Origin of the sequence: Sphingobium sp. Ant17 (genome assembly GCF_000588875.1) — a bacterium.
In the GTDB taxonomy this organism is placed as follows: Bacteria; Pseudomonadota; Alphaproteobacteria; order Sphingomonadales; family Sphingomonadaceae; genus Sphingobium.
Genome location: NZ_JEMV01000065.1, coordinates 1 through 24,052 on the forward strand (window position 1 = coordinate 1; position 24,052 = coordinate 24,052).

Consider the following 24,052-nt stretch of genomic DNA (forward strand, 5'->3'; position numbering starts at 1 on the left):
TCGCCAAAGGGACCGCCCCGGCCGCGCCCGAAGCCGCCTCTCCCGAAACCGCCCCCGTCAAAACCATCGGGGCTGAGAAATCGGCCATGGCCGTGGTGGTGGCGACCATGGCCGCCCTGTGTATGTTGGAAGTGCATCATATGTCTTTCACTATGCTTCATGATGCATTGAGATATATCTTAAAAAGTCCGGACGTCAAGAGCTGCGATATATCTTTTCTATCTTAAGAGCGTCAGAGCGTCGCGAAATCGATCGGCGCGTGGCGGTCGAGCAGGCGCGAATGATCTTCCAGCGGATATTTGAGGCCGCTCGCACAATTGAACAGCAGCGCCCATTCATCCCGGCCGATCAGCCCTTCGTCCAGCGCCCGTTGGTACGCAGCAAGCGTCGCCCCACCCTCCGGGCACAGCAACAGGCCGTCGTCGCGCGCGACATCCCGCACCGCCGCCGCGATCGCCGCATCGGACACCGCCAGCGCCGCACCACCGCTCGCGCGGACTGCGCGCAGGATCAGGAAATCGCCGACCGCGCGCGGCACACGAATGCCCATCGCGATCGTATGCGCATCCTCCCAGCGGTCGGCAAATTCCACGCCCTGGTCGAAGGCGCGAACGATCGGCGCACAGCCTTCCGCCTGCACCGCGAACATTTTGGGCCGCTTCGATCCGATGAAGCCGATCTGCTCCAGTTCGTCGAACGCCTTCCACATGCCGATCAGGCCGGTGCCGCCGCCAGTGGGGTAGAAGATCGCGTCGGGCAGTTCCCAGCCCAGCTGCTCGGCCAGTTCCAGCCCCATCGTCTTCTTGCCCTCGATCCGATAGGGCTCCTTGAGCGTCGAGAAATCGAACCAGCCGCGCTGCTTGGCCCCTTCCCCCACGATCGCGCCGCAATCGTCGATCAGGCCATTGACGCGATAGACCCGAGCGCCCTGGGCCGCGATTTCCCGCACATTGATTTCGGGCGTATCGGCGGGACAGAAGATGATCGCCTCCATCCCCGCCACCGCCGCATAGGCGGCCAGCGCCGCGCCGGCATTGCCATTGGTCGGCATCGCCACCTGGGTCACCCCCAATTCCTTGGCCATCGACACCGCCATCACCAGCCCGCGCGCCTTGAAGGATGCTGTCGGCAAGCGCCCCTCATCCTTGGCGAGCAAGGTGCCACCGCCCAACCGCTTCGCCGTGCGGGGCAAGGGGATTAGCGGCGTCGCATTTTCGCCCAGGCTGACGATATTGGCCGTCTGCCGAACCGGCAGCAATTCGCGCCAGCGCCACAGGTCCATCGGCCGCGCATCGAGCGCATCCTTGGTCAGCGTCGCCCGCACCGCGTCCAGATCATAGCGCACCAGCAACGGCTTCCCCGCCGCCGACAGCCCATGCAACTGGTCTGCCGCATACTGTTCGCCGGTCAGCGAACATTCGAGATGGGTGACGAATGTCGGGCGGTCCGTGGTCAGGTTGAGGTCGTGCAACACAATAATCTCCGTTCGGGCTGTCGGGACGAGCCGCATGTCTCGTCCCGATGTCGAAGCCCCGCCCTTCTTTTCAGAAAGTGGGGGCCTTCGACAGGCTCAGGGCGAACGGGATAAACAATCCGGTTTGCTTATTCCGGTGCTTTCGCCACGCTGACCAGCGCCGGGCGCAGCAGCCGGTCCTTGATCATATAGCCCGCCTGCATTTCGATCAGGATCGTGCCTGGCGCGGCGTCGGCGGACGGGGTTTCCATCATCGCCTGATGCTTGTTGGGGTCGAGCGGCTGGCCGACCGAATCGATCTTCACGATACCGTTGCGGCCGAACACCGCTTCCAGTTCGCGGCCGGTGGCTTCCAGCCCGGCGACCAACCCCTTGAATTTCTCATCCTCGCGCAGATCGGCGGGGATCGCCGCCAGCGCGCGGGACAGATTGTCGGCGACGGACAGGATATCGCGGGCAAAAGCGGTCGATGCATAGGCGCGCGCGTCGACCAATTCCTTTTCCAGCCGCCGCCGCACATTTTGCGTGTCGGCATGGGCGTAGAGAATATCCTGCTTGGCGGTGGCGAGTTCCGCTTCCAGCGCGGCGATGCGCTCCCCCTGGTCATCGGCCACGGGTGCATCCTCCTCCGGCAATTGATCCACGACTTCGGTATTTTCGACGTTCAGATTTTCTTCGCTCATCTCATCAATCTCGACAGCGTTTGTGCAGTGAAATCCACCATGGGGATCACCCGGGCATAGTTCAAGCGCGTGGGGCCGATCACGCCGACGACGCCGACCACCCGGCCGTCCGCGCCACGATAGGGCGCGGCTATGACCGAAGAACCCGACAGGGAAAAGAGCTTGTTTTCCGATCCGATGAAGATTTTGGTCGCGCTACCCGCCAGCGCGCTCTCCAATAGGCGCGAAATTTCCTGCTTCCCCTCCAGTTGCTCCAGCAATTGCCGCACCCGTTCCAGGTCAGCGGCAGTGCCATCGTCGATCAGATGCGCCTGCCCCCGCACGATCAGCACGGGCCGGTCATCGGCATCATGCGACCAGATCGCAATGCCGCGCGACACCAGCTCGCGCGCCGCGCCGTCGAGCGCACTGCGTTCGCTCTCCATCTCCTGCGCCAGCCGGTCGCCCGCCTGCCGCAGCGTCAGACCGGCAAAGCGCGCCGACATGAAATTGGCCGCTTCGTTCAGCATCGACGGCGTCACGCCGCGCGGCAGGTCCAGCACGCGATTTTCCACCGACCCGTCCTGCCCGACCAGTACGGCCAGCGCCTGCCGATCGTTCAAGGACACGAAGCCGAACTGGCGCAACACCGGCTCGCGCCGGGGCACCATCACGATGCCCGCGCATGCCGACAGGCCCGACAGCGCCGCCGTCGCCGCCGACAGCGCTTCCTCGATCGGCCCGCTTTCGGCGAGGCCCGCTTCGATCGCACGCCGTTCCTCGGCCGATGGCTCGGCCGCCTGCATCATCCCGTCGACGAACAGCCGCAACCCCGTTTCGGTCGGCATCCGCCCGGCCGAGGCATGGGGCGCGGCAAGCAGGCCCAGCTCCTCCAGATCCTGCATCACATTGCGGATCGACGCGGGCGACAGGTTGAGCGTCGCCAGCTTGCTGATGGTGCGCGACCCCACCGGCAGGCCGGTGCCCAGATAGCCCTCCACCACCAGGCGAAAGACGTCCCGCGCGCGGTCGTTCAGTTCGGAGATGGGGGTGATCGACATGATTATGATGTAAGCGCGCGACGCGGCATGCTCAAGATCGCCGCCCATGCAGCGGTCATGGCGTCACCGCCTTGGGATTGAGCATATGTTCGACATCGAGAATCCGGGGCACCGCCGCGATCGCCACACGCAACGGGCCATAGCGCGCATCCATGCACCCCGATTGATATTCCAGCCGGGTCGCCGCCTGTCCCGGCCGCGTCCATTCGATCACATAGCCGGGCAGGTCCGTCGCGAACCGCTCGCATTCGGCGCCATGGGCGATCTTGCGGCTCGTCCCGGCCGCCGGTCGATGGGGGGCCAGCGTCGCCACCAACCTGCGATATTGGGCTGGCGTTATGGTGAAACGGGTCGGACCCGGAACGGAAGTTAAGCGTTGCGGCTCCAGCAGCCCGGACCCGTCCGGGGACACATGCAGGCTATAGGTCGGGCAACTGCCAAAGCAGCGCCCGGCGGTGAAGCGGATGACATCACCCGCCGCCCTGGGCGGCTCCAGTCCCGGTTCGGCCGTGGCACATCCTGCCAGCAACAGCGGCAGCGCAATCAACATCGTCTTCTTCATATCGCCTCATACGCACTTATTGTCGCCATGACACTGGCAACACACGCCGCCGGGCGCTAAGCGCCGTCACCATATCGTTTTGGAGAAATATTATGCGTCCTTCCGGCCGCGCGCCCGACCAGATGCGCGACATCACCATGGAGCCAGGCTTCACCATCCATGCCGAGGGCAGCTGCCTCATCAGCTTTGGCGATACGCGCGTGCTGTGCACCGCGTCGGTCGAAGAAAAGGTGCCGCCGTTCCTGCGCGGCAAAGGGTCGGGCTGGGTCACCGCCGAATATGGCATGCTGCCCCGCGCCACCCACACGCGCGGCAGCCGCGAAGCTGCCAAAGGCAAGCAGTCGGGCCGCACCCAGGAAATTCAGCGCCTTATCGGTCGCTCGCTGCGCACCGTCGTCGACATGAAGAAACTCGGCGAACGGCAGATCGTGATCGATTGCGACGTGATCCAGGCCGATGGCGGCACCCGCACGGCGGCGATTTCCGGTAGCTGGGTCGCGCTGCGCATCGCGGTGGACAAGCTGATGGCGTCGGGCGCGCTCAAGGAAGACCCGATCATCCAGAAGGTCGCGGCAATCAGCTGCGGCATCTATGAAGGCACCCCCGTCCTCGACCTCGATTATGCCGAGGACAGCAATGCCGAAACCGATGCGAACCTCATCCTGACCGGCGACGGCAAATTCGCCGAAGTCCAGGCCACCGCCGAGGGTGCCGCCTATGACGAGGAAGAACTGCTCCGCCTGCTGCGCCTCGCGCGTATCGGCTGCGCGAAGATCTTCGCCGCCCAGGATGTCGCCACGGGGCGGTAAAGTCCGGCGCATACATCTATTCGTCATGCCAGCGAAAGCTGGCATCTCCCTTTTCTTTTGACGCCGATGCAGCGAAAAAGAAGTGAGATCCCAGCTTTCGCTGGGATGACGGACAATGTTTTAGGGTAACATCATGACCGACCAATTCGGACAGGAACAGGCGATCCGCAAACTCGCCCCCGGCAAGCTGGTGATCGCCAGCCATAATGCGGGCAAGGTGCGTGAAATCACTGCCCTGCTCGGCCCCTATGGGATCGAACCGATCTCCGCCGCGTCGCTCGACCTGCCCGAACCGGAGGAAACCGGCACCACCTTCATCGCCAATGCCGAACTCAAGGCGATGCAGGCCGCCGACCTCTCCGGCCTGCCCGCGCTCGCCGACGATAGCGGCCTGTGCGTCGAGGCACTGGGCGGCGGCCCCGGCCTGTTCTCCGCGCGCTGGGCGGGCGAATCCAAGGATTTCGCGCTGGCGATGCAGAAGGTCTGGGACGGGATCGAGGCCAAGGGGCCGGATGCGGGCCATGACGCCCATTTCATCTGCGCCCTCGCCCTCGCCTGGCCCGACGGGCATATTCAGGCGTTCGAGGGCCGGGTCGATGGCACGCTTGTCTGGCCACCACGCGGCGAGCAGGGCTTTGGCTATGATGCGATGTTCGTGCCGCTGGGCCACGACATCAGCTTTGGCGAGATGGACCCCGACGCCAAGCACGCCATGAGCCACCGCGCCGACGCGTTCCGGCAACTGGTCGCAGCGGTTTTCTGACCGACCCCATGTCCCGCGTTACCGCGCGGGCACGGCTTTCAGCGTCGCCTGACCGATATGCCAGCGCAATTGGCCAGGCGATGCTCCGTCCACATCATTGACCCGCCGCACGATGTAATCGCCTGCGAAGCGCTGGACGGTGCCGTTCTGCAATTGCGAATCCACCGTCACCGGCACGGTCTGATAGATCGACCCCGCGCCAGCGCTACCTGGCTCCACGTCGCCGATCGTCACGCGCGTCGACCGGGTATTGGCAAAGCCGCCTGAAAGGCCTGCAATGTCTGGTTCGGCGGGCCGTCATCCCCCCATTGCGCCCAGGCCGTGCCATAATCCCTGGCGTTGATCGCGGCATAATAGCGCTGCACGACCGCGATCGCCGCCGCCATGCTCTTGGGCGCGGGGTCGCATCCCGACATCGGGTCGCCCTTCCCGTCGAACAGGGCGCAACTGCGCGCAATCTCATCCTCGATCAGGGCACAGCTATTGGCCGCGTTGCAGGGCGGATGCGTCGCGGGCGACACGTTGCGGCACAGCTTGACGCGCTCGGCGGCTGCCGCCGATCCGATGTCCGCCGCGCACGACAAACGCTGCGGCGCGGAGGCCGCCGTGGCGACGTTCATCGCATTAGCGGTTTGCGGTGCCTCTTCCGCTTCGGGGCTTGCAACCATAGGCGCTGCGGCATCATTGCGGCCTTCTGCGACATCGGGTTGCTTGGGCGCACCGCACGCCGCCAAGCCGATCAGCGCACAAACGGATGGCATCCATGCCAGCTTGGGGTAGCGCATCCTATTATCTCCTGCAGCGGTCCTGATCCTGTTCAATGCGCCGTCCCGCTATAATATCCATGCGCGCACCGGCACCCTGCCTGTAGCCGCGCCAGCCAAAAGGCTTTACGACGCCATCCCAATGTCCTCCATTACTTCCGCCACCGACGCGCAAGCGCTCTATATCCACTGGCCCTTCTGCGTGTCGAAATGCCCCTATTGCGACTTTAACAGCCATGTTCGCGATGGCGTGGACATCGACGCCTGGCGCAGCGCGCTGCTGGCCGACATGGCCTATGAGGCGTCGCTGACCGCCGGGCGGCCACTCTCGTCGATCTTCTTCGGCGGCGGCACGCCGTCTTTGATGCCGCCAGCCTGGTCGAAACGCTCATCGCCGCCGCGCAGGATCATTGGGGTTTCACCCCCGACATTGAGATCACGCTGGAGGCCAACCCCAATTCGGTCGAGGCCGCGCGCTTTGCCGATCTGGCCGCCGCCGGGATCAACCGCGTTTCGCTCGGCCTGCAGGCGCTGGAGGATGAAGCGCTGCATTTCCTCGGCCGCGCGCATGACGTGGCCGAAGGGCTGGCGGCGCTCGCCACCGCACAATCCGTGTTCGACCGGGTCAGTTTCGACCTCATCTACGCCCGTCCCGGCCAGAGCGAAGCCGCCTGGCAGGCCGAACTCACCCGCGCGCTGGCGTTCGGCACCGGGCACCTCTCGCTCTATCAACTGACCATCGAGCCGGGCACCCGCTTCGCCACGCTCGTCGCGCAGGGTAAGCTCACCCCCGCCGATCCCGATCATGGCGCGACCCTCTACGAATTGACGCAGGCGATGACGGCGACGGCGGGCATCCCCGCCTATGAGATCAGCAACCATGCCCGCGCCGGGCAGCAGAGCCGCCACAATCTGATCTATTGGCGCTATGGCGACTATATCGGCATTGGCCCCGGCGCGCATGGACGGCGCGGCGGCATGGCGACGCAACGCCATCGCAAGCCCGAAAACTGGATTGGCGCGGTCGCGCGCAACGGCCATGGCAGCCAGAGCGAGGATGCGCTGGCGAGCGAAGACCGTGCGCGCGAAGCGCTGTTGATGGGCCTGCGGCTGCATGAAGGCGTGGACCTGGCCCGCATCGCAGGCCAATCGGGCGTTGCTCCATCGCGGCTGGTGGATGAACACGCCGTAGCGCAACTGACCGGCATCGGCCTTCTCCGCCAACACGGCACCCACCTGCAAGTCACCCCCGCAGGCCTGCTGCTGCTCGATGCGATCCTGCCGCAAGTGGTGGCGATTTAGAAACCGGGCCAACTCAAACTCCGTTCTTTCGAGCGAAGTCGAGAAACGCCACGCACAGGTTTCTCGACTTCGCTCGAAACGAACGGGCATGCCGCCCTTACGGCTGCTCGGTCGGCGCGGTCTTATACCAACCTGCATTGATCACGACCCACGTGCCCATTTGCGGCGTCCAATTGTCATGATGCGCCAGGGCTGATCGATCAGCCTGTTCCAGGCTTCGCAGCAAAGGTCGACGATGTTGTCGTGGGACGTGAAGATGCGGTTGGATAGCCAGTTATCGCGCATGAACTGCCAGATATTTTCGACCGGGTTGAGTTCAGGACATTTTGGCGGCAGCGGAACGATGCTGATATTATCGGGTACTTCCAGCTTCCCGGTCATGTGCCATCCGGCCTGATCCATCAGCAGCACGCCGTGGGCACCTGGTTCGATAGCGAGCGATATCTCCGCCAGGTGCAGCGACATGGTCTGGGTATTACAGAAGGGCAGGACCAAGCCAGCGCCCTTACCAAGCTCAGGGCAGATAGCGCCGAAGATGTAGGCTGATTTGGTCCTCTGATCCTTGGGCGCTGAAGGCCGGGTGCCGCGCCTGGCCCAGCGGCGGGTGATCTTGTTTTTCTGGCCGATACGGGCCTCGTCCTGGAACCATACCTCTATGGGCGTGTCGCGCGGGAGAGCGGCTTTGATCTTTGCCAGCTCGGCTGCAAAGCCCCTTTTGAAGTCCTCCATCGCATATTCGTTCTGGGCATGGTGACGTGGGCGTGCCGTCAATTTSACATAGCCCAGCTTTTCAACTCTCGCCCTACGGTCGTTTCCGTCAGAGACACCCCAAATTCGTCATGAAGCCACCGCGCCAGGTCGATCAGCCGCCAACGCACAACTCCATGGATCGCTGGTATCGGTCCACTTTCAACGACCTCCGCGAGCGCTTGGCGCTGGGTATCATTCAGCAAGGGCGGCTTGCCTGGGGCCTTGCCGTCAAGGAGACCCGCTGGACCTCGGGCGTTGAACCGCACCACCCAATCCCGCACGATCTGCAGGGTCACTCCGCCGATGCGCGCGGCATCGCTGCGGTTCGCGCCATCATAGATTTCCGCCAAAGCTAGCAGTCGGCGTCCCTGGTTCGCGCTCTTTGTCGTCCGCGCCAGTCGCCTCAAGCCCGCTGCATCAAAGTCGTCTCGCAATCCAATCGCTGCACCCATGACAATGCCCTCCAACCCGAAGACATAGATTCATAGTTTCGCCGCTTTGGGAATCCCCCACGTGAGTCAGCATCACGGACGGATGGTATAAGATCGCGCTGATTGCCCTTCCCGAGTTTGCTACGGCCGATCACCGTGGTATCCAAACGGCCGAAAAGCTCGTCGATTGGTTCGGCGCTTATAAGGCGTTCTTCGAACAACCACGCTGCTGGCGGATCAACAACCGTGCTGCCAAGCTGCCCCAGAAAGCGCCTCCATTTTCACGTTCGGCCAGTGAATGGCTTGAAGCGGTCAGCCACTGGCGGCTTTTGTAGGTGTCTGGAAATCGTCGATTGAACGCAGCAGCGTTTTGGCCATCACAAGCGGGGTCACGCGGAGTCATCTTTGGCGGCGCGATAGAGCGCATTGAGTGCCGCCACAGCCTTTCCTCAACGCAACCAGAAAATTTTTAATCACCCCTGTCCAATCGAACGATATGCTGCGTTCAAGGCTCATCTTGAAGAGGATGTTCGACCCGAAGTAAATTGCCTCTACTTATCCGCACTTGTGCACAGATTTCCTAAAGTCCGGAATATATGTTTAGGGCGAGATCTACATCATCGTAGGTATCAGCCTTGCCTTTATCAATGATGACGGCCTTATTGCAAAACTGCCTCATAAAATCAGGGCTGTGCGAGGCTACGATCATCGCTCTATCCTCACGTTTTTCGAACATTTCTATCTGACATTTGCGCTGGAAGTTTTGGTCGCCCACGAGAATAATCTCGTCGATCAAGTAACAATCAAACTCGATTGACAAAGAAAGGGCAAAAGCCAGACGTGCGCGCATGCCAGAAGAGTAGGTCTTGACGGGCATCTTTAATTGGCTGCCAAGCTCGGTAAATTCTTCCACGAACGTCCTGACATCCGCATAGTCACGCTGATAAATTCGCGCGATGAAGCGTGCATTGTCATAACCCGTTAGACTGCCTTGGAAACCCCCGGCAAAACCCAGAGGCCAGGATACCGACATCTGACGAATGATCTTGCCTGAACTGGGCAACTCGACACCGCCGATAAGTTTTATCAGGGTACTTTTCCCCGCACCGTTTCGCCCCAACAAGGCAACCCGTTCACCTCTTTTAACGGTAAGATTGACGCCATCAAAGACGCGTTTATTTCCACGTCCGTGAGAATATGATTTTGCGACATCGCGACAGATGATCATTCGACCGTCAACATCCGGCGAACACGCCGACATAGAATAAGGCCTATCAGCGCAGCAACGGCTGAGCAGATGATCGGATTCCAAATATTATAGTATACCGTTACTTGATCGCCCCAAATACCTTTTCGCATCATCTCCATACCATTAACAAATGGTGATAAAAGGAGAAATTCTCTTGCGGCAGGTGTCAACCAAGACAGCATATAAAATAAACCTGAAAATGGAATCATGATATAAGTGGTCGCCGGTATGAATTTTTCCATTGCCTCCGACATTTCAGAAAGAGGAGCAATAATTAAACAAATTGCGAAGCAAAACGAAGAGTATAGAAACCATCCTGCAATCAGCAACCCAAAATCCGCGGGCATCGGAAATTGTCCGAATATCATCAACACGATTGCCATGAACAGATAAGCCATCATACCACCAAGAAATTCGATAACGAATCTGGTTAGGATGAAATCGACAATCTTTATCTGCCTATGATAAAGCAGGCTTTGGTTTACCGTGAATACAGCCACACTACGCGATACACCATGGCGAAACAGGGTGATGGGAATATAACCGGTAGCCACAAAAGCGATAACATTGATGCCATGTTCGGTGGCACCATGCGTAAAGTGCCATAGAGCCCCTACTAAACCCGCGAATAATAAGGGTTCCGCCATGATCCAGAGAAAGCCGATATTATCCCGTCCGAATCTGGTGATCAGTTCACGGATCATCAAGGCGTGTATCACCCGGACTTGAATGGCCCAACTGGCGCGGAGCTTAGAGAGGCTGCTGCTGGCCATCTTCAGTCTTCCGGCGCGTGCTCGAGAATGCCGATCGCAAACATCCAGACGATGAAATAGAGGCACAAGGACGCTGCAAACACGATCAAAATGTTGATAAAGCGTTTTGGCAGCAACGGTGTGTCGGGCGTGTTGGGATCAACTACACGCTCCAGATAGAATTGCTGACGTTGCGCTTCAGCGCGAGCTTGAACCAGCGCTGCGTTGGCTGAGGTTAAGCTTTCAGTTGCAAACTCTTGCTCCACAAGCAGGTTTTCATAACCACCCAATTGAGAAGCGATGCCGCTGCCCGTGCCCACGATGCGGCTGTCCTGCGAAGAGATCTGCACCGAGATGGCTTTGATCCGGTCGCGCATAGCCGGGATGGACGGGTTATTGGGCGTCAAGCGCTGCATGATATCAAGTTGAGCTTGCAGTGCGGCACGCTCCCCGATCATGCTGTTGGAAATTTCTAAAACACCTACCGCCTGCTTTTCCGGGTCGATTAGCGATTTGGCATTGCGGTATTGCGCCAAAGAAATTCGTGAATTTCTGGCCCGCTGCGTAGCGAGATCGACTTGACGTTGCGCCTCGACGATGCCCTTGGTGCGCGCGCGCTCATTGAGGCGATTCACCAATGCCTCACTCAGATCGAGCAGTTGCCTATTGATTATATAGGCATCTTGTGGGGTGAACGCTTCGACCTTGATGACTGCGGTTCCGGCTTCGGTGTCCATGAGTGCATCGACCCGCTTGCCATAATATTTGAACAGGCTTTCAAAGCTATTGTCAGAGAAAGGCAGGGGAAAGCGGCTCAGCATATCAGCTTGGGATGTCGCGAACTTGTCTTTGACATCGACGTTTTTTCCAATGCCTTTAGCGCGTCCCGGGAGCGGACGTAAGTCAGCACCTCGTTAGTCTGCTCCTGCCCGCCCGACAGGCCTGTAGTCTGTACCAAATTGGCAAGCGTCGACGTCTGGCCGCGTTTCTGATCCGGGCTTTTGATGACGAAGCGTGATTCCGAAACATAGATGTCGGACGCGATCAGGCCGTAATAGAGCATTGCCAGCAGCGTGGGCAAAGCGACAAAAATCAGAAACCAGCGTCGCTTTTTGAGCCACTGCGATAAGGCAGAATGCTGAGTGGGCATGTCGGTATCGACGGGAAAGGTGGGGTTGGCGTTCATAAATCTGCGCGGCGCCTTTAAGCGGATACAAGCGGCTATGCGCTAGGCGAACATGGGCAAAGGTGCAAGACCAAGCGCGTGTGGCCGCAAGCCCAAGAGGAACTATTGTCCATTGTTCGATCGTGATGCTAAGGCGTTGCGCTCACAAGCAGCCAGCCTTTCGAGACCACTATCCATGTATCTAAAGAAAATCGTATGTTTGGCCCTGTTCCCGGGGCTTGCAGGCTGCGCCACACTGCCCTCGAGCGGTCCAACCGGTAAGCAGATTGAGAGGTCCGCGATCGCTCCGAAGGATGGCTCGCCCATCCGGTTAGTCCAGATCCAGTCCGCAACCGGGATACCCGTCGCCCCTGACATTGCTAAACCCGTCGCAAGTCTCCCTGAAATCACCCAGACGCCAACCGACATGGTAGGGCCGGGCGATGTCCTCGACATCAACATCTACGAGGCCGGCGTTACCCTGTTTAGCGGTGGCGGCAATTCCGGCGGTTCAGGCCAAATGATGGCGACTCCGGGCGTCCAAGTTCAAAAGTTGCCGCCAATGCGCGTCGATGACGGGGGCGATATCACCATACCCTATGCCGGCACGCTCAATGTTGCAGGCCTTACCACGGGGGAGGTTGAGGCCATGATCCGCAATGCGCTGAAAGGCTTGTCGCAAAATCCCCAGGTTTTGGTGGCTCTTGACCAGGCCATCACCAATTCGATCATCATTGGCGGTGAAGTAGCAAAGCCAGGACGTCTCGTGCTTCAGACGAACCGCGAAAGCCTGTCAGACGTGATTGCGCTTGCAGGCGGCTATCGCGGCAGTTCGAAGGACCTCATGGTGCGCATCATGCGCGGAGCCTCCAGCGCGGACGTTCGTATCAACGATATGGTTGAAAATCCAGCACTTGACGTGCGCATCCGTCCAGGCGATCGACTAATGCTGGTAGATGATCCGCGAACATACTCCATTCTGGGCGCTTCGGGTCGAGTAGAACAAGTACCCTTCAGGCGTTCGTCCGTATCTTTGGCAGAGGCGGTTGCAACCGCTGGCGGCACCAACCCCAATCTCGGTGATCCCGCCGCCATCTTTTTGTTCCGCTATGTCCGGGACGAGAGCGGCAACGAAGTGCCAGTGGTCTATCATCTCAATATGATGCAGACAGGCTCCTATTTCTTGGCGCAGAAATTTGTGATGCAAGACAAAGATGTGCTCTATTTTGGTAATGCGGCGGCTAACCAGCCCAGCAAGCTCGTTCAACTCATTAGCCAGCTCTTCTCACCGGTCCTGACGGTGACCAGTGCTGTGTCGGTGATCCAGAACAGCAATAACTGATCGAAATCAGTCGCACTTTTCAGGAGAACATATGGAAGTCCAGACCTACGATATCGCAGGCGTTACGCTTCTGACCCCTCGCCATATCGGCGACGAGCGCGGTTACTTCGCGGAGACTTTCCGCGCTGATCTGTTCGCTAAACATATCGGTGACTATATGTTCGTTCAGGACAATGAGTCGATGAGCGCCCGGGTTGGCACCATCCGCGGCCTGCATTTCCAGAGTAATCCCCATGCCCAGGGCAAGCTGGTGCGTTGCACCGCCGGCGCGCTGTATGATGTGGCCGTCGATATCCGCGTGGGATCGCCTACCTATGGCCAGTGGGCCGGCGAAACGCTGACGCCGGATAATGGCAAGCAACTGTGGGTGCCGCCAGGCTTTGCCCACGGCTTCTGCACACTCGAACCCAATACGGTCATCGCCTATAAGGTCACCGGCGGATACTATAACACAGAATGTGATAAGGGGCTGGCTTGGGATGATCCGGCGATTGGCATCGTCTGGCCCGACGCCGCTGACGCCGACACCCTGTCTGCCAAGGATCGCAAGCAGCCGCTGCTGACCGACCTTCCTGCCTATTTCAACTGGAGCAAATAACCCATGCGCGTGATTGTCACCGGCGGTGCCGGCTTTATTGGCTCGGCCCTTGTCCGCTATCTGGTGCTGGAAAAGGGCTACGACGTCCTGACCATAGACGCGCTTACCTATGCGGGTTGCGAGGCATCGCTGAAAGAGGTCGAAGGCAAGAATAACCACCAGTTCCTGCATGCCAATATCTGCGATCGTGCAACGATGGACGCCGCAATCACCGGCTTCAGGCCCGACCGCATCATGCATTTGGCCGCCGAAAGCCACGTCGATCGCTCGATCACTGGCGCGGCGGATTTCATTCAGACCAATGTGGTGGGCAGTTTTACCCTGCTGGAGGCTGCGCGCGCATACTGGAATGGCCTCGAAGCCGACGCCAAGACCGCCTTCCGCTTCCTCCATGTCTCGACCGATGAAGTCTATGGCTCGCTGGGTGACAAAGGCCTGTTTGAGGAAACCACTCCTTATGACCCCAGTTCTCCCTATTCGGCGTCTAAAGCTGCGTCCGATCACCTCGCCAAGGCATGGCAGCGCACCTATGGCCTGCCGGTGGTGGTGTCGAACTGCTCGAACAATTACGGACCCTATCATTTCCCCGAAAAGCTGATCCCGCTTACTATCCTCAATGCGCTTGAAGGCCGTCGCCTGCCTATCTATGGCAAGGGCGATAATATCCGCGACTGGCTCTATGTCGACGATCATGCACGTGCGCTCGACATCATCATCGAGCGCGGCGTGCCGGGTGAAACCTATAATGTCGGTGGCCGTAACGAGCGCAAGAATATCGACGTTGTATTGCGCATTTGCGCCGTGCTCGACGAACTGCGCCCAACCCACAAGCCGCGCGCTGAGTTGATCGAATATGTGACTGATCGCCCCGGCCATGATGCGCGCTACGCAATTGACGCGACCCGGCTTGAAAACGAACTGGGCTGGAAGGCGCAGGAGAATTTTGACAGTGGCATCGAAAAGACGGTGCGCTGGTATCTGGAAAACCAGTGGTGGTGGCAGCCGTTGCGCGACCAATATGACGGTCAGAGGTTGGGGCTGAACAAATGAGGATTGTCGTAACAGGCCAGTCTGGCCAGGTTGTCACCAGTCTGATAGAGCGTGGCGGGGCCGTTGGGCATGAGGTGATTGCGATCGGTCGTCCACAGCTTGACTTGGCAGATCCAGCATCGGTCATTCGTGCGCTGGAAGCTTCCGCGCCTGAGGCGATCGTCTCGGCGGCCGCCTATACTGCAGTCGACAAGGCGGAGACGGAAAGCGACCTCGCCCATGCCGTCAATGGCGCAGGTGCAGGCGCTGTGGCACAGGCGGCCAAGGCGTTGGGCATACCGCTGGTCCATGTCTCGACCGATTATGTGTTCGACGGTACACTCGACCGCGCCTATTTGGAAAGCGATCCCACTGGGCCCACTGGCGTCTATGGCGCGTCGAAACTGGCGGGTGAGCAGGCGGTGTTGTCGACCCATGCCAATAGTGCCATCGTGCGCGTGGCTTGGGTTTACAGTCCGTTCGGTAGCAATTTTGTCAAGACCATGTTGCGGGTTGGCGCGGACCGGGACGAACTATCCGTGGTTGCCGACCAAGTCGGCAATCCTACCAGCGCCCTCGATATTGCGGACGGTGTCCTCTTAGTAGCGAGCAATCTGGTATCCGATAGTAGCCCGGAACTGCGCGGCATTTTCCACATGACGGCACAGGGCGAAGCCAGCTGGGCCGACTTTGCCGAAGCAATTTTCGCAGCGTCCGCTGCGCATGGCGGCCCATGTGCTTCGGTGCGACGCATCGGTACGCAGGACTATCCCACGCCCGCCACTCGCCCTGCCAATTCGCGGCTCCATTGCGGTCTGATCGCACGAGTTCATGGCGTGACGCTACCCGACTGGCGCGGGTCGCTCGATACCGTGGTTGCGCGCCTGCAACCGGCGGCCCACTGATTTATTAGAGGAATAGGCTATGAAGGGTATCATTCTTGCCGGAGGCAGCGGCACGCGCCTCTATCCGATGACGCTGTCTACCTCCAAGCAGCTCATGCCGGTCTATGACAAACCGATGATCTATTATCCGCTCAGCACGCTGATGCTGGCGGGCATTCGCGAAGTGCTGATCATCTCGACTCCGCGCGACCTGCCAGCTTTCCAGTCGCTGCTGGGCGATGGTTCTGCCTGGGGGATGACGATCGATTATGCCGAGCAGCCGAGCCCAGACGGTTTGGCACAGGCCTATATCATCGGCGCGGATTTCGTAGACGGCCAGCCGTCTGCGTTGATCCTGGGTGACAATATCTATCACGGCCATGGCCTGCCCGAAATCTTAGACAGCGCGTCGGCGCGCAAGAGCGGCGCGAGCGTGTTCGCTTATCACGTCAACGATCCCGAACGCTATGGCGTTGTCAGCTTTGATGATAAGATGAAGGCTGTTTCCATCGAAGAAAAGCCGGAAAGTCCTAAATCGAATTGGGCAGTCACAGGTCTCTATTTCTATGACGCGCAGGTCGTTAATATTGCAGCCAACATGAAGCCTTCACCGCGCGGCGAGTTGGAAATCACCGACGTTAATCGGGTCTATCTGGAACGCGGCGAATTGAATGTGGAAATAATGGGCCGCGGCTATGCTTGGCTCGATACCGGTACGCCTGATAGTTTGCTGGATGCAGCCGAGTTCGTGCGTGTTCTAGAAAAACGGCAGGGTTTCAAGATCGCAAGCCCAGAAGAAATTGCCTTCCGTCAGGGTTTCATCGACGGCCCGCAGTTGGAGAAGGCGATCGTCAAGCTGGGTAAGTCGGACTATGGCCGCTATTTGAAAGGAATATTGGCCGAAAGCTGAATGTTTGGCACCGACAGCTTCGGTTAACTATCAGCCCTGTCCTGCGCGATCAATTTTAGCACCTGTCCGTTGAGCGCGGCGGCGCGATTGCCCGCCGCGCTCTCGGTATAGCAGCGTAGTTCTGGCGCATTGCCGCTTGGGCGCAGATGGATGATATCGCCGCTCTCAAATTGCATACGCAGACCGTCGGTGAGGTCATAGGCGGTGGCAACACCGGCTATGGATTTAAACATCTGGGTCAGCCGGGACAAAATTTCAGTTTTACTACCCTGCTGAAGCCGTGCCAGCAACGCCTGGCTATGACTAACGGGGTAGTCCTGCAACCTATCGCTGAACGTATGCCGCGATGGCAGTTCGGCCTGGAGCGCCGAGAGCGTCATGCCACGTCGACGCGCATCGACCAGCACGGCAATGATCGGCAGGGCAGCATCGCGTGTTGGCAGCGCCTTTAGAGTGGTGCTTTCTCTTGTTACCGGTGTCGCAAGCAGGAAACCGCCATTGGCTTCATAGCCGCCAACGGCGGCATGGCCATCGGCAACCAGCGTCTGCATCGCTTCGATCACGAACGGGGATCCGATGCGAGTGCGGCGCACCACATCGAATAAGCTCGATAGTTCCACTGCACTGTTGCAGCTGACCGGTGTCGCCACCGCCTTTAACCCTAAAGCGCGAGCACATAATATACCTAGCACATCGCCACGCAGCCAAGTGCCATTCTCATCTGCTAGCAACGGTCGATCGGAATCCCCATCGGTGGACAATATCGCATCCAAAGCTAGCTCTGCCGACCACTGTCGAGCCAGCGCCTGGTCCTCTGGCCTGACAGCTTCGGTATCGACGGGAATGAAGCGATCCGACCGGCCTAAGCGATGGACAGTGCCGCCCAGCTGCGTGACCAGTGCGACCATGATGTCGCGGCCGACGGCGGAATGTTCATAGACGCCGAGCTTCAGCCCTTGCAGCGCCTTGTCTCCAAAAAAATCGACATAGCGCGCAATATAAGCGGTTGATACATTGACGAGAGCGCCAAGGGTCGCGACCTCGCCCAGCATACCCTGCTCATCAAATAAGTCGGGCAAGACCAATATCTCGGCACGCATCGCCAGTTCATCGGCTTTAAGGATTTCTCCGTCCGCGCGGTTGAATTTGATGCCGTTACGGTCGTCGGGGATGTGGCTACCCGTCACCATAAGTGAAGCGATATTCTGCGTGAAGCCATAGCTAGCCACCGCTGGTGAGGGGACGAAACCGCAATTATCGACATAGCCGCCCATATGCGTGATCGCGGCGGCGCAGGCAGCCATGATGCGCGGAGACGACGGACGCAGGTCCCCGGCAATCGCCACATGGCCGCCCGGCGCGAACTGGCCGATACGGGCCAGATGCTGCAAAAAGCCGCAAGTATAAGCGAAACAAATCCGGTCGGACATTGCGCTGACCAGACCGCGTGCACCGCTGGTACCGAAGGCAACGCCCGAAAGCCCCATGAGGTCGGCTACAGAAACCGGGTTTGTCATAAAGCTCCAGATAACAATGGTTGTGCGATCAAAGGCATATCGTCGTAGTCGATCCTGTTATCAATCAGCGCTCCGTTTCTTAACGGCGAAGGCCGCGATATATGCATCTCGATCTTCGCGACTCCGCGATGGTATGGCGCTTCTATCTACATTGCTGCCCGTATAATATCCACGGCCTAGCTGCCAAAGCCATTCAGAAACTTATTGCGCGCTTTTTTGATAATCAGCTGAAGCTTGCAATCGGGGAAGGCTCTGGATGGAAGCGCAGTGTTTTGGTTGCCTGATGCCGCATGTGAAGCGATTATGCCGCATTTTTCCAAGGAAAGGATCAGCCCGGAGCGCGGCGTTTTGATGACTGTCGACGCACGACTAAAGATCAAATTTTTTGTCACCGCAGCTTAACATATATCGGGTTTCTTTCCCTTTATGATCATTTCCAATTCCGCTATTGCCACGATCGCATGCGACGGAAACGAACCGAAGATCATATCGATAGGATAGTGGCGACGTGGCTGGCTGCTCGTGTTCATGTTGATGCCTTCCTGTTTGATCCCCAGGCTTACCTGACCGCGGCAAAATGGTGGTTGAAACGAAAGCGTGTGCGCGCACGCGGGCAGTTCGCGCCTTTGCTCAGCCAGTCGCCCAGAGCTTACCGGCTATGGGCGTTGCGACAGGAGCAGACGAACTCGGGAAATGGCCGATCTCACATCGGATCGGCGATCATTTCGTTGGTTTATGGAACGGGTGACAGGCGACAACTGGCCATTACTCGACGTAGTTTGGCAACCGAAGGCATCCCTGCGCTGATAATAGGCGCGGCGCAGGCACATGATATCACTGCCGCCACCAAGTCGGTGGATTGGAGCGCGAAGCCATGGCTGATGCCGATAAATATCGGCGACCGGATTGCACCCGGTACTGCGGCGGCCTATTGCGCGGCGATTGCTGAACAAAGCAATGATGCCGGCATGGCGAAGATCATCTATGCCGATGATGATCAACTGGACAAACGCAGCCGTCGCACCGCACCGCATTTCAAGCCGGACTGGAACAGCGAACTGTTTCAACATTTCGACTATCTGACCGGGGCCTGCATATTGCACGCGGGGCGGGCTGATTTGGAAGCGGTGGCTGATCGCCCGGACTGGGCGCAGCAACTTGTCATGCGCGCCGCCCAAGCGGAGGGGCGGTCCCCGGTCCATGTCCGCCAAATGCTGCATCACCGCCGCACTCGTTTTGCCCCACGCATTCCGGCTGCTCCCGTCGCGCCGTCGCGCGACATGCCGCATGTCACCATCATTGTGCCCACCCGCAACCGTGTCGACTTGTTGCGGACCTGTCTGGAGGGGATTGCGGCTACCGATTATCCTACAGTTGACGTAATCGTGGTGGACAATGATAGCGACGATCCAGAAACGAGGGCCTATCTCGCTGATTTAGATTCCGTACATACCCAGGTGCTAAACCACCGCGGCGTTTTTAACTATTCTGCGATCAACAATCGGGCAGCGGCACAGGCGCGAGGGCAGCTATTGTGCCTGCTCAACAATGATATCGAAATGACGAGGCCAGACTGGCTGGCGATCATGGCGCATCAAGCGATGCGCCATGATGTTGGCGCGGTGGGGGCAAGGCTGCTTTATCCCGACGGACGCATTCAACATGCAGGAGTCGTCATTGGGGTAGGCAATGCCGCTGGTCATGCCCATCGCTTTCTGCATCCGAACGAGGAAGGCTATTTTCGCCGCCATGCTCTGCCGCAGTTTACCTCAGCAGTTACGGCGGCTTGCCTGCTCGTGCAGCGGGAACGGTTCATGGCGGTAGGCGGCTTGGACGAACGCAATTTTGCGGTCGCTTTCAACGACGTAGACCTGTGCCTGCGCCTGAATCAGCGTGGCTGGCAATCGCTTTATGAACCGCGCGCCACGCTTATACATCACGAATCGGTGTCGCGCGGACTGGATCAGGATCCCGTCGGTGCCGCGCGCTTTGCCGGAGAACTTGCGGCGCTCAAGCGCATATGGAACACCGACGAGATTACCGATCCGTTCCACCATCCCCAGCTCAGCCGCGCGGCAGAGCGTTTTGTCGTCGCAATCTAACTATGGCTGGCGCCCGTCTGGTTCTGCCGCAGGTAACGCTTTGTGCGGCCAGTTCGGTCAATGTGGCCGCTACCATCCGCGCGTTGGAAGCCTGTATGGCACAGATCGATTTTGCGGCGTGTAAGCTGTTCACCGATGCCCAAGTGACGCCCGATCATCCCGACATCATGGTCATACCGATCGCGCCGCTGACCTCTGCGGCTGCCTATTCCGATTTTCTCCTGTCGCAAATAGTCAATTATGTCGAAACATCACATTGCTTGGTCGCGCAATGGGACGGACATGTGCTGAACGCGACACAATGGCGCGACGAATTTCTGGATTATGACTATATCGGCGCGAGCTGGCCGCAATTCACAGATGGCCATGATGTCGGCAATGGTGGTTTCTCGCTGCGCAGCCGCCGTTTGATGGAAGCATGCCGGGAACCGGAATTTGCAGCCGTGCATCCCGAAGATATCGCGATCGGTCGTGTCGGTCGCGCTCGCCTGGAGGGCAGGGGGATGCGCTTTGCCCCGCGCGCACTGGCGGACATGTTCGCGACGGAGCGGGCAGGGGATCTGGCCAGCAGCTTTGGCTATCATGGCGTATGGCATATGCCCCGCGCAATTGGGACGGAGGCGTTCTGGAATGTCTATAGCACTCTGGACGACCGGAGTACCATCAGGCATGACTTCGTAGTGCTTTTAAAACAGGTGCTTCAGGGGCGGAGGGGCCAAGTCTGTGCGCTCCGCATGATTGCCGATCGCGTCCTTGACGCCATAGGGTTACACCAAAGGCCATGATACATCGTCTGTGCCCCGTCCTGTCAGCAGAAAGGACCAAAGCGTCTTGATCAGTCTGTTTCCCGGTCTGCCGCTGATCGAATCCCCACTGTTTCCCGCAGTAGCTCCATCACAGGGCTTTACGGATGAGGAAATGCGAATTGCGGGCGACCTGCACGAAAAAGGCTATGCGGTGTTCGATTTTCCTGACGTGGATATCGACGCGCGGATCGCCCGGATACAGGTCGATCTTGGTCCGCAATATGGCATGGACCTGACCGATCCCGACAGCGACAAGACGGTGGGCGAGCGGCGTGTGCAGGATGCCTGGAAAGAGAATGACGACGTTCGCGCTATCGCGGCGAACCAGACGGTTATTAACCTGCTTAGCAAGCTTTACGGGCGCGGCGCTTTTCCTTTCCAAACGCTCAATTTCTCGGTCGGAACACAGCAGGATGCGCATTCGGATTCTGTTCACTTTTCCAGCTTGCCCGAACGGTTCATGTGCGGCGTGTGGCTGGCGATGGAAGATGTCGGCCCAGACGCTGGTCCGCTTTTCTATTATCCTGGCTCCCACGCTGGCCAATCATGACTAACGCGCTGATCGGGCGGCGGGGCTTTGGCAGCGACCTAGCGTCGGCGCAGGACCCTATGGCCCGGCTTGGGCTGCTTTGTGCGATGTCCATGGCGCGCGCGAAGAGGTGTTCCTGGCGCGCAAGGGGCAGGCGCTGATCTGGTGCGCGAACTTGCTTCACGGCGGTAGCCCTCAGAATGACGCGCGCCTGACCCGTTGGTCGCAGGTGACGCATTATTATTTCGACGATTGCATCTATTACACGCCCGCCTTTTCGGATGAAGCCATCGGGCAATTGGACATGCGCGACTTGGTAGCGATCTGCGATGGGAGCCCGCGCGCAAACCGCTATCTGGGGAAAGAGGTGATACGCCAGCGAAGCGACATGAACCGAGGTCGGCATGGCCGGATCTGGCGTTGGGCTCGGCGTAGATTTTCAAAAAACCGATGAGGACCAGATATGCTATGTGCCAAGGAATTCAGCATGGTGCCAATCACCAATTTTATAGATGAAAACACACTAGATAACAGGAATTTGTACCTGGTCAGGCCCCATCTCTGAAAGGCTTTCGACGGTGGGGGAGGCGATTGACCAATATACCGCATTGCAGCATAGATGGTGCAGTGAATTTGGCTGGTGACATCGCTTGGGGTGTTGCTTGGGTGAGATTGCGATTTTCCGAAAATTTGTGATCTGGTGGTGAAATGTCAGCAAGCAAGAAGAGAGCAATTTAATGCAGCGCAAGACTATTGTGGTTCTCGGGATGCATAGGTCCGGGACGAGCGCCGTTGCACGTATGTTGAATTTGCTGGGATGCGACCTGCCAAATACATTGATGCCGGAAGCACCGTCCAATCCCAAAGGCCATTGGGAATCGAGCGCCATCATGGCGTTGAACGACGCCGTTCTGCATTCCGCGGGCAGCAACTGGGACGACTGGCAAGAATATAATCCCGCATGGTATGATTCTCCTGTCGTTGATGACTTCATGCAGCGTGCTTCGACTGTCCTGAATGAAGAATTCGGTACGTCGCCGCTCTTTGTGCTGAAGGATCCGCGTAACTGTCGGTTGACGCGTTTCTGGTTTGACGTTCTGGATAGAGCGGAGGTTTCGCCACTGGTGGTTGTGCCTCTGCGTAATCCACTCGAAGTGGTCGATTCTTTGGTGGCGCGCGACGGCATGCACCGGGATCTGGCTATGCTACTCTGGTTGCGACATGTTCTCGACGCAGAACATGGTAGTCGCGAACGCCGCCGCGTTTTCCTGACCTATGAAAATCTGCTCGAAGACTGGGTCGGGGAGGCGGAAAGGATGCAGGATATATTGGGTATCGCCTGGCCACGCTTTTCATCCCTCACCGCCATGGAGATGGAGGCGTTTCTGGATCGGGACAGCCGCCATCACATTCGATCCGAGAAAAGCGTCCAGTCCAATTTGACTGTATCGAAATGGGTGCGAGATACCGATGCCATCCTACGGCGCTGGGCCACGTCGGAAGAAAATCCAGACGACCATGCCGCACTCGATGACATCCGGCAGCAGTTGAACGTCGCCGGGCCTGCATTTGCAAAGCTGACATATGACGTTTCGAGCGAGCGGCACCAGAATCGTGAACTTCGTGCTTTGCTTCAAGCCAGGGAGGGCGAATTGACGCAAATCACGGCTGAAATCGCTCAGTTGCGTGATGCGCAACTTGCAAGCGAGGGACAGGGAAGCGAGGATATTCAAAGCCTCGAAGCGCAGTTGGAAAATGCCCGCCTGGAATTGGAGGCGGAAAAGTCGAAGCTGGCAAGTGACCTCGCCTCGCTTCGCGACCATGCCAATGCGGTCGAAGCGGATCTGCGCACCACGCTGGCCGACAAGGAAGCGGACGCGGCTGCCTTGAGTGCCGCACAAGGCGATATCGAGACGCTGAGGCAGGAGCTGTCCGATCACCGGCATCAACTGGGGGATGTCCAGAGTACCCTGCGCCAGCGGGAAGAGGAGATCGCCCAAACGCTTGCTAGCCTGGACGACAAGCACCATCAGTTGGCTCAGGCCGAAGCAGGGCGCATGGCGGCCGAGGGGCAGTTGGAGGTCGTTGAAGCCAAGCTGCAAGACGCAAATGCATGGGTTTTCACACTTGCCGGCGAACGGAAAAAAAGTGAAGATCAAGTCGCGCTGCTGCAATCTCGTCTTGCTACCGCCGAAAAATCATTGAGCGAGACCTCTGCGCGCCTCGCTGATGTCCAAAACCGCTACCTCAGTCCAGCAGAGAAATCTCTTCTTCTTAATAGGATCGAGGATTCTGAGATCCTGATTGAGGGTTTTCGTGCTCAGAACGAAGAAGCAAAGCGGAACCTGGAGGCTGCACAATCGGAAGTCGTGGCGCTCAGCAGGCTTTTGCAGCAACGGCAGGCCGAGTTGAACGATGACGCTTCGGTAAAGGCGCAGATGGCGTTGCGCGAAAATGAACTGACCGCGCTGGCCGAAGATTTTCGGCTTCAGACGGAAGATGCAAAGCAGCGCCTGGCGGTCGCGCAATCGGAGGTCGTGGCGCTTAGCAAGCTCTTGCAGCAACGGCAGGCAGAGGTGACGGATGTCGGA

24 protein-coding genes and 2 pseudogenes are annotated in these 24,052 nt (G+C 58.8%); 14 read left to right on the top strand and 12 right to left on the bottom strand.

Going from position 1 to position 24,052, the window contains the following annotated elements:
- Positions 1 to 227: hypothetical protein (locus BF95_RS29710; RefSeq protein WP_043153931.1), on the top strand; the 227-nt coding region annotated here is incomplete at its 5' end.
- A 5-nt stretch (positions 228 to 232) separates the two neighbouring features.
- Here BF95_RS29710 and BF95_RS20320 read toward each other — a convergent pair.
- The 4 genes from BF95_RS20320 to BF95_RS20335 form a co-directional block, all read right to left on the bottom strand.
- Entirely contained in the window at positions 233 to 1,474 is a 1,242-nt protein-coding gene (locus BF95_RS20320; RefSeq protein WP_043153963.1) for a threonine synthase, read from the bottom strand.
- A gap of 128 nt (positions 1,475 to 1,602) precedes the next feature.
- Entirely contained in the window at positions 1,603 to 2,157 is a 555-nt protein-coding gene (gene grpE / locus BF95_RS20325) for a nucleotide exchange factor GrpE (RefSeq protein ID WP_043153934.1), read from the bottom strand.
- The gene (gene hrcA / locus BF95_RS20330) at positions 2,154 to 3,197 is read right to left on the bottom strand and encodes a heat-inducible transcriptional repressor HrcA (protein WP_043153965.1); all 1,044 of its coding nucleotides are present in this window, start codon (positions 3,195 to 3,197) and stop codon (positions 2,154 to 2,156) included. Before hrcA ends, grpE begins: the two co-directional genes overlap by 4 nt.
- Before the next feature lie 55 nt (positions 3,198 to 3,252).
- Positions 3,253 to 3,759 (bottom strand): DUF6438 domain-containing protein, encoded by a 507-nt coding sequence (locus BF95_RS20335; RefSeq protein ID WP_043153936.1) that lies wholly within the window; start codon positions 3,757 to 3,759, stop codon positions 3,253 to 3,255.
- Between the two features lie 92 nt (positions 3,760 to 3,851).
- Here BF95_RS20335 and rph point away from each other — a divergent pair, with 92 nt between their 5' ends.
- Positions 3,852 to 4,568 (top strand): ribonuclease PH, encoded by a 717-nt coding sequence (rph, locus tag BF95_RS20340; RefSeq protein ID WP_043153938.1) that lies wholly within the window; start codon positions 3,852 to 3,854, stop codon positions 4,566 to 4,568.
- 133 nt (positions 4,569 to 4,701) lie between these two features.
- Entirely contained in the window at positions 4,702 to 5,331 is a 630-nt protein-coding gene (gene rdgB, locus BF95_RS20345) for an RdgB/HAM1 family non-canonical purine NTP pyrophosphatase (protein ID WP_043153939.1), read from the top strand.
- Between the two features lie 18 nt (positions 5,332 to 5,349).
- Here the strand turns inward: rdgB and BF95_RS30785 are convergent, their stop codons facing one another.
- Complete coding sequence (locus BF95_RS30785; protein ID WP_327195489.1) at positions 5,350 to 5,565, bottom strand: hypothetical protein; 216 nt, start codon at positions 5,563 to 5,565, stop codon at positions 5,350 to 5,352.
- On the bottom strand, positions 5,562 to 6,116 hold the full coding sequence (locus BF95_RS20350) for a hypothetical protein (protein ID WP_327195490.1): 555 nt from the start codon (positions 6,114 to 6,116) through the stop codon (positions 5,562 to 5,564). Before BF95_RS20350 ends, BF95_RS30785 begins: the two co-directional genes overlap by 4 nt.
- 121 nt (positions 6,117 to 6,237) lie before the next feature.
- Between BF95_RS20350 and hemW the strand changes: the two are divergent.
- A pseudogene (hemW, locus tag BF95_RS20355) lies at positions 6,238 to 7,397 on the top strand (radical SAM family heme chaperone HemW).
- Between the two features lie 141 nt (positions 7,398 to 7,538).
- Here the strand turns inward: hemW and BF95_RS26655 are convergent.
- The 5 genes from BF95_RS26655 to BF95_RS29715 form a co-directional block, all read right to left on the bottom strand.
- A protein-coding gene (locus BF95_RS26655; protein ID WP_152542869.1) for an IS630 family transposase occupies positions 7,539 to 8,599 on the bottom strand; the annotation gives its coding sequence in 2 pieces (ribosomal slippage) (positions 7,539 to 8,200 and positions 8,200 to 8,599; 1,062 coding nt in all).
- 559 nt (positions 8,600 to 9,158) lie between these two features.
- Entirely contained in the window at positions 9,159 to 9,806 is a 648-nt protein-coding gene (locus tag BF95_RS20370) for an ABC transporter ATP-binding protein (RefSeq protein WP_043153943.1), read from the bottom strand.
- Positions 9,803 to 10,600, bottom strand: coding sequence for an ABC transporter permease (locus BF95_RS20375; protein WP_043153945.1), 798 nt, complete (start codon positions 10,598 to 10,600; stop codon positions 9,803 to 9,805). The genes BF95_RS20370 and BF95_RS20375 overlap by 4 nt, the downstream gene beginning before the upstream one ends.
- 2 nt (positions 10,601 to 10,602) lie before the next feature.
- Positions 10,603 to 11,400 (bottom strand): hypothetical protein, encoded by a 798-nt coding sequence (locus BF95_RS20380; RefSeq protein ID WP_235209902.1) that lies wholly within the window; start codon positions 11,398 to 11,400, stop codon positions 10,603 to 10,605.
- Positions 11,394 to 11,765, bottom strand: a complete 372-nt coding sequence (locus BF95_RS29715) for a Wzz/FepE/Etk N-terminal domain-containing protein (RefSeq protein WP_235209903.1) — start codon at positions 11,763 to 11,765, stop codon at positions 11,394 to 11,396. Before BF95_RS29715 ends, BF95_RS20380 begins: the two co-directional genes overlap by 7 nt.
- A gap of 112 nt (positions 11,766 to 11,877) precedes the next feature.
- Here BF95_RS29715 and BF95_RS20385 point away from each other — a divergent pair, with 112 nt between their 5' ends.
- Genes BF95_RS20385 through rfbA form a run of 5 tightly spaced genes read left to right on the top strand, consistent with a single transcriptional unit; the run spans position 11,878 to position 16,507 of the window.
- Positions 11,878 to 13,086, top strand: a complete 1,209-nt coding sequence (locus BF95_RS20385; protein ID WP_327195491.1) for a polysaccharide biosynthesis/export family protein — start codon at positions 11,878 to 11,880, stop codon at positions 13,084 to 13,086.
- A gap of 31 nt (positions 13,087 to 13,117) precedes the next feature.
- Positions 13,118 to 13,684, top strand: coding sequence for a dTDP-4-dehydrorhamnose 3,5-epimerase (gene rfbC / locus BF95_RS20390; RefSeq protein WP_043153949.1), 567 nt, complete (start codon positions 13,118 to 13,120; stop codon positions 13,682 to 13,684).
- A 3-nt stretch (positions 13,685 to 13,687) separates the two neighbouring features.
- Complete coding sequence (rfbB, locus tag BF95_RS20395; protein WP_043153951.1) at positions 13,688 to 14,734, top strand: dTDP-glucose 4,6-dehydratase; 1,047 nt, start codon at positions 13,688 to 13,690, stop codon at positions 14,732 to 14,734.
- Complete coding sequence (rfbD, locus tag BF95_RS20400) at positions 14,731 to 15,618, top strand: dTDP-4-dehydrorhamnose reductase (protein WP_043153952.1); 888 nt, start codon at positions 14,731 to 14,733, stop codon at positions 15,616 to 15,618. Before rfbB ends, rfbD begins: the two co-directional genes overlap by 4 nt.
- A 19-nt stretch (positions 15,619 to 15,637) precedes the next feature.
- Positions 15,638 to 16,507, top strand: a complete 870-nt coding sequence (gene rfbA, locus BF95_RS20405) for a glucose-1-phosphate thymidylyltransferase RfbA (RefSeq protein WP_043153954.1) — start codon at positions 15,638 to 15,640, stop codon at positions 16,505 to 16,507.
- Between the two features lie 23 nt (positions 16,508 to 16,530).
- On the opposite strand, the gene BF95_RS20410 is transcribed toward rfbA, so the two are convergent.
- Positions 16,531 to 18,024, bottom strand: a complete 1,494-nt coding sequence (locus BF95_RS20410) for a phosphomannomutase (RefSeq protein WP_043153956.1) — start codon at positions 18,022 to 18,024, stop codon at positions 16,531 to 16,533.
- Between the two features lie 101 nt (positions 18,025 to 18,125).
- Between BF95_RS20410 and BF95_RS27555 the strand changes: the two genes are divergently transcribed.
- The 5 genes and pseudogenes from BF95_RS27555 to BF95_RS25800 all read left to right on the top strand — a co-directional run.
- Complete coding sequence (locus tag BF95_RS27555) at positions 18,126 to 18,308, top strand: hypothetical protein (protein ID WP_152542871.1); 183 nt, start codon at positions 18,126 to 18,128, stop codon at positions 18,306 to 18,308.
- Between the two features lie 216 nt (positions 18,309 to 18,524).
- Positions 18,525 to 20,126 carry a glycosyltransferase family 2 protein gene (locus BF95_RS20420; RefSeq protein WP_327195492.1) on the top strand — a complete coding sequence of 534 codons (1,602 nt, stop codon included), beginning with the start codon at positions 18,525 to 18,527 and terminating at the stop codon, positions 20,124 to 20,126.
- A 2-nt stretch (positions 20,127 to 20,128) separates the two neighbouring features.
- Complete coding sequence (locus BF95_RS20425; protein ID WP_043153962.1) at positions 20,129 to 20,911, top strand: DUF5672 family protein; 783 nt, start codon at positions 20,129 to 20,131, stop codon at positions 20,909 to 20,911.
- Between the two features lie 46 nt (positions 20,912 to 20,957).
- Positions 20,958 to 21,915, top strand: a pseudogene (locus tag BF95_RS20430) (phytanoyl-CoA dioxygenase family protein).
- Between the two features lie 283 nt (positions 21,916 to 22,198).
- The coding region (locus BF95_RS25800; RefSeq protein ID WP_152542873.1) for a sulfotransferase at positions 22,199 to 24,052 on the top strand (1,854 nt) is incomplete at its 3' end.

Coding starts and splice junctions, on each gene's coding strand:
- rdgB (WP_043153939.1), top strand. CDS start 4,702: ATGACCGACCAATTCGGACAGGAACAGGCGATCCGCAAACTCGCCCCC.
- BF95_RS29715 (WP_235209903.1), bottom strand. CDS start 11,765: ATGAACGCCAACCCCACCTTTCCCGTCGATACCGACATGCCCACTCAG.
- rph (WP_043153938.1), top strand. CDS start 3,852: ATGCGTCCTTCCGGCCGCGCGCCCGACCAGATGCGCGACATCACCATG.
- rfbB (WP_043153951.1), top strand. CDS start 13,688: ATGCGCGTGATTGTCACCGGCGGTGCCGGCTTTATTGGCTCGGCCCTT.
- rfbC (WP_043153949.1), top strand. CDS start 13,118: ATGGAAGTCCAGACCTACGATATCGCAGGCGTTACGCTTCTGACCCCT.
- BF95_RS20350 (WP_327195490.1), bottom strand. CDS start 6,116: ATGCGCTACCCCAAGCTGGCATGGATGCCATCCGTTTGTGCGCTGATC.
- rfbA (WP_043153954.1), top strand. CDS start 15,638: ATGAAGGGTATCATTCTTGCCGGAGGCAGCGGCACGCGCCTCTATCCG.
- hrcA (WP_043153965.1), bottom strand. CDS start 3,197: ATGTCGATCACCCCCATCTCCGAACTGAACGACCGCGCGCGGGACGTC.
- BF95_RS20380 (WP_235209902.1), bottom strand. CDS start 11,400: ATGCTGAGCCGCTTTCCCCTGCCTTTCTCTGACAATAGCTTTGAAAGC.
- BF95_RS20370 (WP_043153943.1), bottom strand. CDS start 9,806: ATGATCATCTGTCGCGATGTCGCAAAATCATATTCTCACGGACGTGGA.
- grpE (WP_043153934.1), bottom strand. CDS start 2,157: ATGAGCGAAGAAAATCTGAACGTCGAAAATACCGAAGTCGTGGATCAA.
- BF95_RS20335 (WP_043153936.1), bottom strand. CDS start 3,759: ATGAAGAAGACGATGTTGATTGCGCTGCCGCTGTTGCTGGCAGGATGT.
- BF95_RS20425 (WP_043153962.1), top strand. CDS start 20,129: ATGGCTGGCGCCCGTCTGGTTCTGCCGCAGGTAACGCTTTGTGCGGCC.
- BF95_RS20375 (WP_043153945.1), bottom strand. CDS start 10,600: ATGGCCAGCAGCAGCCTCTCTAAGCTCCGCGCCAGTTGGGCCATTCAA.
- BF95_RS20410 (WP_043153956.1), bottom strand. CDS start 18,024: ATGACAAACCCGGTTTCTGTAGCCGACCTCATGGGGCTTTCGGGCGTT.
- rfbD (WP_043153952.1), top strand. CDS start 14,731: ATGAGGATTGTCGTAACAGGCCAGTCTGGCCAGGTTGTCACCAGTCTG.
- BF95_RS27555 (WP_152542871.1), top strand. CDS start 18,126: ATGCATCTCGATCTTCGCGACTCCGCGATGGTATGGCGCTTCTATCTA.